Raw genomic sequence first — 9,144 nt, forward strand, 5'->3', positions numbered from 1 at the left:
CAGCGGCTCGGGGGGAGCCTGACCAACATGCCGCAACATCAGGATCCGCCTGCCACGCCAGCAGCACCACACGCTGCCGTGGCGACCTTGCCGTTGCCGACCCGTGTGAATGGCCTGCTGGTGCAACTGCAGGCGCAGCTGGCGGCCAGGCTCGGCCACGAGTTGGAGCGCGTGTTGGAGACGGTGGAACAAGACCTGTTTCGACTGGCTGACAGCGCCCGCAACACGGCGTTGCAATCGGGGCACTTCGATGACTTGCGCGGTTTGCGCGAACAACGCGACAGCTTCGTTCCGCGCTTCCTCGCCAGACTGGAAACCACCCTGTGGAACCTGCGAGCCGCCGGTGCGATCGCCGCGCTCGACCCGCACGAGCCGGTTCAGCGATCCGGTCAGTTGCGCCTGCTCGAGCATGACGAGATCGCCGAGGAGGCCATCCTGGCCACCATGGCGCGCCGTCAGGAATCGCGTGCGGGGTTGCCGCTGCTGCTGTTGGGCCAGCGTTTCGGGGTGTTGGCCGGAATGCCCGCATTCGAGGCGGCGCGACTCCCGGTGGGGCCGCAGTGCCTGGGCCGGATATTCGCCGAGACCTGCGCCGAGCTGTCCCTCAACCTGGACACGCGATTGTCGCTCTATCAACGGTTCGACCGTCAGTTGATGGCCGGCTACCCGGCCTTGGCGGAGTTGATGAATTCGCTGCTGGAAAAAGGCAACGTCCTGCCAGGATTGGCTTTTGTTCCTCTGCGCAAGAGTCGCCGCGCGGCTCCCGACCCGCGGGTCAACACCGACGACACCGACGACACCGGCAGGGGCACCAACACGACCGACGCCATTGCTGCCGCGCCAGCCACAGCGGGCGATAGACGAGCCCACACCGAATTTGGTGTCGCCAGCGACGAGGATATTCAAGCTCTCGCGCGGCAGGAGCTGGATCTGCTGCTGGCAAGGCGGCGCGAGATGCGCCAGGCCCCGGCTGGCACCGGCGCCGACGCTTCCACGCCGGCCAGGATCGCGCTGGCCACCGACGAGGTTGACGCCGCGTTGCATCAGCTCCAGGTGCAACCCGCGACGGCGGGCAATCGGCGCAATACCGACCAGATCCGGCAGGCCCTGCTGGTGCAGAGTCGACAGCAGCGCGGCCATGCGACGTCGCTGTCGCCGCAGGACGACGAGACCTTCGAACTGCTTGGCCTGCTGTATGCACAAATCGGTCGCGAACTGCGGCGCGACACCCCCAGCGCCGGCCTGCTGGAACGCTTGCAGGTGCCCTTGTTGCGGGTCGCGCTGCAGGATCGTGGTTTCTTCATACGCGGCGACCATCCTGCACGCCAGCTGCTCAACGCGGTCGCCCAGGCCGGGGCCGGCTGGATCGCAGAGGATGAAGTCGATCCTCAGCTTGACCAGCAGTTGGGCCAGGCGGTCGAGCATGTCGTCGAGCATTACAGCGGCGACGAGACCGTATTTGAATCAGCCAACCAGGTCCTCGACGAGCATCAGCAGGCCGTGGCCCGCAAGGCCGAAAGTGCCGAGCGCCGTCACGTGGAAGCGGCTCGCGGACGGGACAAGCTGGATCTGGCAAAACAACACGCCGCCGACACCGTAAAAGCGGCCATCGGCGACGCGGCGGTACCACGGTTCCAACGCAATGTGCTCGACCAGGCCTGGGTCGATGTGCTGAGCCTGACGCTGCTGCGCCATGGCCAGGATTCCTGCCAATGGCAGGAACTGGTTGAGGCCACCGACGCCATCGTCGCCGCCAGCACCGGCGGCCAGCCCGCCGGGGACGAGCTCCAGCCCCGGGTCGAGGAGGCTTTGGGACTGGTCGGCTATCAGGGCCAGGAAGCCAGTGCGCTTGCCAGTCGCCTGGTCGGCGCGGCCGAAGAAGAACACGATCCGGCATCGCGTACCGAACTGGCGATCAAGCTCCGCACAAGGACCCGGCTTGGTGCCGACAGCGCCTCGTCCCCCGCTCCTCAAAAGGAGCGCAATCCACGCGAGCAGGCGTGCTACAACCATCTGCGCAGCTTGCCATTTGGTACCTGGATCGAGTTTGCGACCAACCAGCAAGGTGACAAGATCCGGCGTCGCCTGGCGTGGTACAGCCCGGTGACCGGGCGTTCGCTGTTTGTGAACCGGCGTGGCCAACGGGTGGAGGATGCCGGGCAACACGACAGTTTGGACCAGGTCGCGCGGCTGCTCGCCGTGGGCCAGGCAGCGGTGCTCGGCAGCGAGCGTGAAAGCGTGGTCGACCGTGCCTGGCAGGCGACGCTGGGCGCGCTGCGCAGCCTGGTCGGCCAGGACCCACCGCAGGAGACTTCACCGTGAGTTCCATCGCCACCACCGAGGACGGCTGCGATCAGCGCCGTGGTGTCCGCCGGCCCGCCGACGGCGTGATCGCGGTTGTCGACTGCATGACCGACCGTACATTGGGCTTGCTTGGGAACGTGTCGGAGACGGGCATGTTGCTGATCTCAAACGTCGCACTGGTCGACGACGGGTTGTATCAGTTGCAGTTCCAGTTGGACAGCACCGACAGCCCGGCATCGTTGATCGAAGTCGGGGCGCACGTGTTGTGGCAAGCACCCACCTCCAACCCGGAGCGGACCTGGGTCGGGCTGCGCTTCATCAACCTGCCGGAGCCCTATCGGCAACGCCTGCACGGCTGGCTTGCGCGGCCCAGATGACCCGCAGACTCCTCGCAGCCATGCCCAATGTCCCCTGCGCCGTGGCCACTAATCGGTCAGAATTGCACCACTGACCCAAAGAGGATTGACATGGCAACCGAAGATCTGGCGAGCGCCTATTCCCACTACGTGGTGGAACTGCAGCGTCGCAGCACGCAGGCTCTGGAGCTTGGCGGTTTTGATCACCTGGTCATTCCCAGCGGGACCATTCACTACCAGGTATTCGATGATCGCGACTACCCGTACGCCGTCAACCCCCAGTTCAAGGCCTGGGCTCCACTGACCCGGAACCCCGGCAGCTGGCTGGTGTTCACTCCTGGCCAGAAGCCCAAGCTCATCTACCTGCAGCCGTTCGACTATTGGCACGTCGTGCCCCGTGCGCCCGAGGGCTATTGGGTCGACGAGTTCGAGATCATCATCATCCGCAAGAGCGCAGAGGCCCTGCAACACCTGCCGGCCGACCCGGCGCGTTGCGCGATCCTGGGGGAGCCGCAAAGCGCTCTTGGCAGCGACGACCAGCGCAACTTCGTGCCCAACAACCCGGCCGCGGTGGTGAATTACCTGGACTACCATCGCGCGTTCAAGCTGCCGTACGAAATCATGATGATGCGCGGCGCAACGCGCATTGGCGTGCGTGCGCACCTGGCCGCAGAAGCCGCATTCCGCGCAGGCAGGAGCGAGTTCGACATCCACATGGCCTACTGCTCCGCGGCGCGCCAGGATCCCAACGAGCTGCCGTACCACAATATCGTGGCGCTCAACGAGCACGGCGCCGTGCTGCATTATTCCGATGCGGAAACCACGCCGCCGGCGCAGATGCGCAGCTTCCTGATTGATGCCGGCGGCAGCTACAACGGCTACGCCAGCGATATCACCCGCACCTATGCCTTTGATCGCGACAGCGAGTTCCAGTCACTGATCGACGCCGTCGATGCCGCCCAGCTGAAGATGTGCGACGAGGTACGCGCCGGCTTCGACTACAAACAGCTCCACCTTGGCGCGCACTTGAAGTTATCCGCCGTACTCAAGGACTTCGGCATCATCGACATGTCGCCCGAGGCCGCGCTGGAAACCGGCGTCAGCAACGCCTTCTTCCCGCACGGGATCGGCCATGGCATCGGCCTTCAGGTGCACGACGTCGCCGGCTTCGCCGAATCCGACCGCGGCGGCACCATTGCCCAGCCCGAAGGCCAGCCGTTCCTGCGCACCACCCGTGTGGTGGAACCGGGAATGGTGATGACCATCGAGCCGGGGATCTACTTCGTCGACATGCTGCTTGACGAGGTCAAGAAGGGCCCACAGGCCAAGTCGGTCAACTGGGACAAGGTCGCCGCCTTCCGTCCATACGGCGGCATCCGGATCGAGGACGATGTGGTCTGCACCGATGGCGACCCGATCAACCTCACCCGCGAGGATTTTGCCGCGAACGCCGCGTGAACCGGTAGCAACGGCCGCCGCCGACTACCAGCAAGCCCGGCTCCGGCCGGGCTTTTTTACTATCGACGTTGCTCATTACCGGCGCTCGCTCAACCCTGCGCCATGAACGCCTCAATCTCCTCCGCACTTCTTGCAAGCTTCCCGGTCAGCACCTTGTGGCCGTCCCTGGTCACCAGCACGTCGTCCTCGGTACGGATGCCGATCCCGCGCCATTTGGCGGCAACGCTGGCGTCATCCGGCCGCACATACAGTCCCGGCTCGATCGTGAACACCATCCCCGGTTCCAGCAGGCGCGACTCGCCATCGATCCGGTAATCGCCGACGTCGTGGACATCGACGCCGATCCAGTGTCCGGTCTTGTGCGGATAAAAACGCTTGTAGCTGCCGTCACTGATACTTTTCTCAAGCTTGCCTTTCAGCAAGCCCAGCTTGAGCAGTCCCTCGGTCAGGGTCGCGACCGCCGCGTCATGACCGGCCGCGTACGCGATGCCCGGTTGCGCCAGCGCCAGCGCCGCTGCATGGGCGTCACCGACCAGATCGTGCAGCGCCCGTTGCTCCGTGCTGAAACGGCCATTGGCCGGAAAGGTCCGGGTGATATCGGCGGCATAACCGCGATACTCCGCGCCCGCATCCACCAGCACCAGGTCACCATCGGCAATCGGGCCGTTGTTGGCGACGTAGTGCAACACGCAAGCATTGGACCCGGTACCGACGATGCTGCTGTAGGCAGGCACCGAATCATTGGCACGGAAAACCCGTTCAATCTCCGCCTGCAACTGGTACTCCTGCATTCCGGGCCGAACCGCATGCATCGCGGTCTGGTGCGCCGTCACGGTGATGTCGACTGCACGCTGCATCAGTCGCAACTCGTCGCGATCCTTGAACAGTCGCAACTCGTCGAGCAGGTGCCCCAGCTCGAGGAACTCGTGCGGCGCCCGGTTGCCCATCTTCATCATTGCCCGCACCCGGTTGACCCATCCGATCAGCTTGAGGTCGAACTCGGCATCGCGGCCAAAGTGGTAGTACACCCGGGAACGTCCTTCGAGCAGGCCCGGCAGGATGTCGTCCAGGTCGGTGATGGGGTAGGCATCGTCCAGCCCAAACGCTTCCACTGCACCCTCGGGCCCGAATCGCGGCCCGTCCCAAGCCTCCCGGTCCCGGTCGCGCTCACGACAGAACAACAGGGCCTCGCCATGCTGGCGGCCGGGGACCAGCACCAGCACCGCCTCGGGCTCGGGAAAGCCGGTCAGATACAGAAGGTCGGAATCCTGCCGGTAGGGATAGTGGGTATCGCGGTTTCGGATCCGCTCCAGCGCTGCCGGCAGGATCAAGATGCTGTCGTCTCCGGCGACTTCCATCAACTGCTTGCGCCGCCGCGCATGGGCCTTGATCGGCATCGCCAACGGATTGGCCATGTCAGTTCAGTCGTTGCCGGTGTTGGTGGGCCAGCACGCAGTCGCCATGCACCAACAACGCCGCTACGCGGACGAACTCCTCGATCTCGGCCAGCGCCGCTTCGTCGTCCTCATCACCCTCATCCTGCGAGTGTGCGGCCGCAAGCTTGGCCAGGTCGCCCAGCGCCTCGGTGCTTTCCTCCGACAACGGCGGGTTCGCCCCTGCCGCCAGGCCAAAGCCGCCCAGGAAGCCGCGGCACCAATCAAAGAGTGCACCGCTGCGGGCGGCCAGGGAGCTGCCGGAATCGGGTAACAGCAGCGCGAAATCGAAGCTGCGATCGGCCAGCTGTTCTGCACTGGCCAGGCGCAACTCATCCAGCGGGCTGCCCTCCTCGGGGCTGGCAACAGCGTCGTCGACCAGCACCTTGCCGGGCCATTGCCGCACGTTCGCACCACCGCCGGAAAGCCAGCCGCAGAGGCCGCCGTGAAGCTCGGAAGCGGGGGTGGACAAGGCCAGCTGATTGATTTCAGCTTCCACGGCAGCGTGGGTGGGGAGTTCTGGGGTGGAGCTTTGCGTCATGGACGATCACCGCCATTGGAGGGCCTCCAGTCTAGCAACGTCGCCAAGGTGCCATCGAGGGTGAGGTCCCGGATTATTCGGACGCGTTGGGCACGCTGGCCCGGCGGCTGACTGAACCAATCCGCCGGTCTGCCTCACCGGCCTTCTTGACCGCCTGCCCGCCGCTGCCTATCGTGCCAAGATGGATCGCTCCCCGTTGATTTCCCAAATGCAGTCGTTGGCCGCTCGCGTGGACCAGCTGGCGGAGCGCATGCGCAAACTCCAGGATGAGAACCGGAGCCTGCGCCAACAGCAGGAAACCCTGTCGAGCGAACGCGCTGCGCTGCTGGCCAAGAACGAGCAGGCACGGACCCGGGTCGAGGGCATGATCGCCCGCTTGAAATCGCTGGAGCAACACACTTGAGCACCAACCAACCCGTCAGCATTCGCCTGCTGGACCGCGAATATACCGTCGGTTGCGAACCCGGCGAGCAGCACAGCCTGATCGCGGCGGCGAAGTTGCTCGACACCAAGATGCGCGAGATCCGCGGCAGCAACCGCATGGCTGCCCTGGACCGCGTCGCCGTGTTGGCTGCACTCAATTTCGCCCACGAACTGCAACAGATCCGCGACCAGGACGCTGAAGGTGCGCAGGAACTGACGCGCACCCTGGGTGACTTGAACCGCAAGCTCGACGGGCTGTTTGACTCATCGGCGAGCTGAACACCTGGCGACAGATCGCTACCGGTTTGCGGCCACCGCGCTATACTCGAGTCACGTCCTCTGCTGTGGACGACCGCGTGCGCAAACATACACCTTGTCCCTTAATTGCGACCGCGGGGGTGCAACGGAAGCCCGGCGTGCAAGTCCGCCCTCGTAGCGGAAAGCCCGACGGCCTCCAGGCGTCCCCACTTGAACCTCGGGTTCAAGGTCGTTTCGCGCGCATCGCCATCGGCGGAGGATTTTTCTTTCCAGCTGGCAGCCGGTTGCTGCTGTCGGCCAGTGCTATAAAGGATCGCGCCAGCCCCCGCCACACCGGGCTGGCGCACCGCCACTGTCGGACAGGACAAGCACGATGACGGCGGAACAGACGGCAGGCCGTCGGCAACTGCGCACCGAACTACGCGCCCGCCGCCGTGCCCTCCCGGAGTCCGAGCGCACCCGCGCCGCCGAGTGTCTGGCCGGGAACCTGCTCAGCCTTCCATTTGCACCAGCCGGCGGCCACGTGGCCGGCTACTGGGCCATGGACGGCGAAATTGCGTTGGACACATGGCAGGCTGGACTTCCCAACGGATGTATCTACTGTCTGCCGGTGCTTTCCGCGGGCAGGCTGTGCTTTGCGCCATGGCGTGCTGGCGACCCGTTGATCGACAACCGGTACGGGATTCCGGAGCCCAAGGTCGGCCCGGGGCAATTGCTCGAATCCGATCAACTCGACCTGGTGGTGGTGCCGATGGTGGGGTTCGATACGACCGGCCAACGCTTGGGCATGGGAGGCGGCTGGTACGATCGGAGTTTCGCGTTCCGGCAAGCAAGCCGGCCGCCGCCGTGGATGGTCGGGGTTGCCTTCGACCTCCAGCGCGTGGATAGACTTGAGGCGGCCGAATGGGACATTCCCATGGACGCCGTGTGTACCCCATCCCACTTCAGCCTCCACAGACCCAAAAATCCATGAGCAAACGCCGCCGATACTGGCTGATGAAATCCGAGCCCGAAGCGTTTTCGATCGACGATCTGGAGCGGGTTGGAACCGAACCATGGAACGGCGTGCGCAACTACCAGGCGCGCAACTTCATGCGTGACGGCATGGCGATTGGCGACGGGGTACTGTTCTACCATTCCAATACCAAGGTTCCCGGTATCGTCGGTACTGCCACCGTCGCAACCGGGTCCTATCCCGACGAGACCCAATTCGACTCCGAGTCAGATTATTATGACCCCAAGGCCACACGGCAAGAACCGCGTTGGCAGTTGGTGGACGTGACATTCGAGCGCAAGCTGTCGCGCACCATAGCCCTGGACGAGATCAAGCAACACGCTGACGAGCTGGGCGAAGAGTTCGCGTTGATTCGGCGCGGCAATCGCCTGTCGGTGTTCCCGGTCTCTGCTCACCAGTACAACTACCTGCTTTCCCTGGAGTAACCCCGGATGTCGGAAGCCAAGCGCCTTGCTGCGGAAAAGGCCATCGAGTTCGTCGAGGACGGAATGATTGTCGGTGTCGGCACGGGTTCTACCGTCGCCTACTTCATCGACGCCCTCGGTCGAATCAAGGATCGCATCAAGGGAGCGGTCTCCAGCTCCGAGCAAAGCACCTGGCGCCTGCGTGACCACGGCATCGAAATATTGGACCTGAATGCGTCCGGCCAGCTGTCGCTGTATGTCGACGGCGCAGATGAATGCGATCCGCACAAACGCCTGATCAAGGGCGGCGGGGCCGCGCTGACCCGCGAGAAAATCATCGCCGAGGCCAGCACCAAATTTGTCTGCGTGGTTGACCCGTCCAAGTGCGTCGACGTGCTGGGTCGGTTTCCATTGCCAGTCGAGGTCATCCCGATGGCCCGTAGCCTGGTCGCGCGCGAGATACTCGCCATGACCCGCGCCCAACCCGTGTGGCGGCAGGATGCGGAGGGGCGTGGCGTGGTCACCGACAATGGCAACACGATCGTGGATATCCATGGCCTGGCGATCACCGACCCGGTTGGGTTGGAGTCTGCGATCAACCAGATCCCCGGCGTGGTCAGCGTCGGCTTGTTCGCCCGGCGGGCAGCTGACGTGGTGATTATTGGCGGGGAACCCGCACGGTTCCTGTAAGCACCAGTTGCACTTCCTGCGGTCGCCGGAGAACCCATGGGGGTTTTGTTTTTACGGTTCGACGTCCATGGATCCCCGCCTTCGCGGGGATGACGCGGAAAATTCGCGGGGATGGTGCAGGAAATCCGTGGGGATGGCGCAGGAATGGATTCTCGCCCAAAGAAGAAGGCCGGCCCCTTGTGGGGACCGGCCTTCGGTGTAAATGCTCAGCAATGACCTACTCTTGCATGGCTTAGGCCACACTACCATCGGCGCGTGTGCG

The 9,144-nt window shown here is 64.4% G+C and carries 10 protein-coding genes and 1 other RNA gene; 9 read left to right on the forward strand and 2 right to left on the reverse strand.

Annotated features, from left to right (window positions below; translation table 11 throughout):
* The first annotated feature begins 27 nt into the window (after positions 1 to 27).
* The 3 genes from ACW7G6_RS13865 to pepQ all read left to right on the forward strand — a co-directional run bounded on the left by ACW7G6_RS13865 (position 28) and on the right by pepQ (position 4,118).
* A complete protein-coding gene (locus tag ACW7G6_RS13865; RefSeq protein ID WP_456998516.1) occupies positions 28 to 2,322 on the forward strand; it encodes a DUF1631 family protein in 2,295 nt (764 codons plus the stop codon).
* Positions 2,319 to 2,681, forward strand: a complete 363-nt coding sequence (locus tag ACW7G6_RS13870; protein WP_456980370.1) for a PilZ domain-containing protein — start codon at positions 2,319 to 2,321, stop codon at positions 2,679 to 2,681. The genes ACW7G6_RS13865 and ACW7G6_RS13870 overlap by 4 nt, the downstream gene beginning before the upstream one ends.
* Before the next feature lie 90 nt (positions 2,682 to 2,771).
* Positions 2,772 to 4,118, forward strand: coding sequence for a Xaa-Pro dipeptidase (pepQ, locus tag ACW7G6_RS13875; protein WP_456998517.1), 1,347 nt, complete (start codon positions 2,772 to 2,774; stop codon positions 4,116 to 4,118).
* 89 nt (positions 4,119 to 4,207) lie between these two features.
* Here the strand turns inward: pepQ and ACW7G6_RS13880 are convergent, their stop codons facing one another.
* Together ACW7G6_RS13880 and ACW7G6_RS13885 are read right to left on the reverse strand one after the other, a co-directional pair.
* Complete coding sequence (locus ACW7G6_RS13880) at positions 4,208 to 5,533, reverse strand: aminopeptidase P N-terminal domain-containing protein (protein ID WP_456998518.1); 1,326 nt, start codon at positions 5,531 to 5,533, stop codon at positions 4,208 to 4,210.
* Between the two features lies 1 nt (position 5,534).
* Positions 5,535 to 6,092 (reverse strand): UPF0149 family protein, encoded by a 558-nt coding sequence (locus tag ACW7G6_RS13885; protein ID WP_456998519.1) that lies wholly within the window; start codon positions 6,090 to 6,092, stop codon positions 5,535 to 5,537.
* Between the two features lie 181 nt (positions 6,093 to 6,273).
* Here ACW7G6_RS13885 and ACW7G6_RS13890 point away from each other — a divergent pair, with 181 nt between their 5' ends.
* From ACW7G6_RS13890 to rpiA, 6 genes are all read left to right on the forward strand, one after another.
* Entirely contained in the window at positions 6,274 to 6,495 is a 222-nt protein-coding gene (locus ACW7G6_RS13890) for a TIGR02449 family protein (RefSeq protein ID WP_456960729.1), read from the forward strand.
* On the forward strand, positions 6,492 to 6,794 hold the full coding sequence (locus ACW7G6_RS13895; RefSeq protein ID WP_456980374.1) for a cell division protein ZapA: 303 nt from the start codon (positions 6,492 to 6,494) through the stop codon (positions 6,792 to 6,794). Before ACW7G6_RS13890 ends, ACW7G6_RS13895 begins: the two co-directional genes overlap by 4 nt.
* Before the next feature lie 54 nt (positions 6,795 to 6,848).
* Positions 6,849 to 7,036: non-coding RNA, 6S RNA (gene ssrS, locus ACW7G6_RS13900), on the forward strand.
* Positions 7,037 to 7,146: 110 nt separating this feature from the next.
* Positions 7,147 to 7,746: a 5-formyltetrahydrofolate cyclo-ligase gene (locus ACW7G6_RS13905; protein WP_456998520.1), complete on the forward strand. Its 600-nt coding sequence runs from the start codon at positions 7,147 to 7,149 to the stop codon at positions 7,744 to 7,746.
* Positions 7,743 to 8,213: an EVE domain-containing protein gene (locus tag ACW7G6_RS13910; RefSeq protein ID WP_456980376.1), complete on the forward strand. Its 471-nt coding sequence runs from the start codon at positions 7,743 to 7,745 to the stop codon at positions 8,211 to 8,213. Before ACW7G6_RS13905 ends, ACW7G6_RS13910 begins: the two co-directional genes overlap by 4 nt.
* Positions 8,214 to 8,219: 6 nt before the next feature.
* Positions 8,220 to 8,882, forward strand: coding sequence for a ribose-5-phosphate isomerase RpiA (gene rpiA / locus ACW7G6_RS13915; protein WP_456998521.1), 663 nt, complete (start codon positions 8,220 to 8,222; stop codon positions 8,880 to 8,882).
* Positions 8,883 to 9,144: the final 262 nt, after the last annotated feature.

The sequence above is a fragment of the Lysobacter sp. A421 genome, from assembly GCF_054052145.1.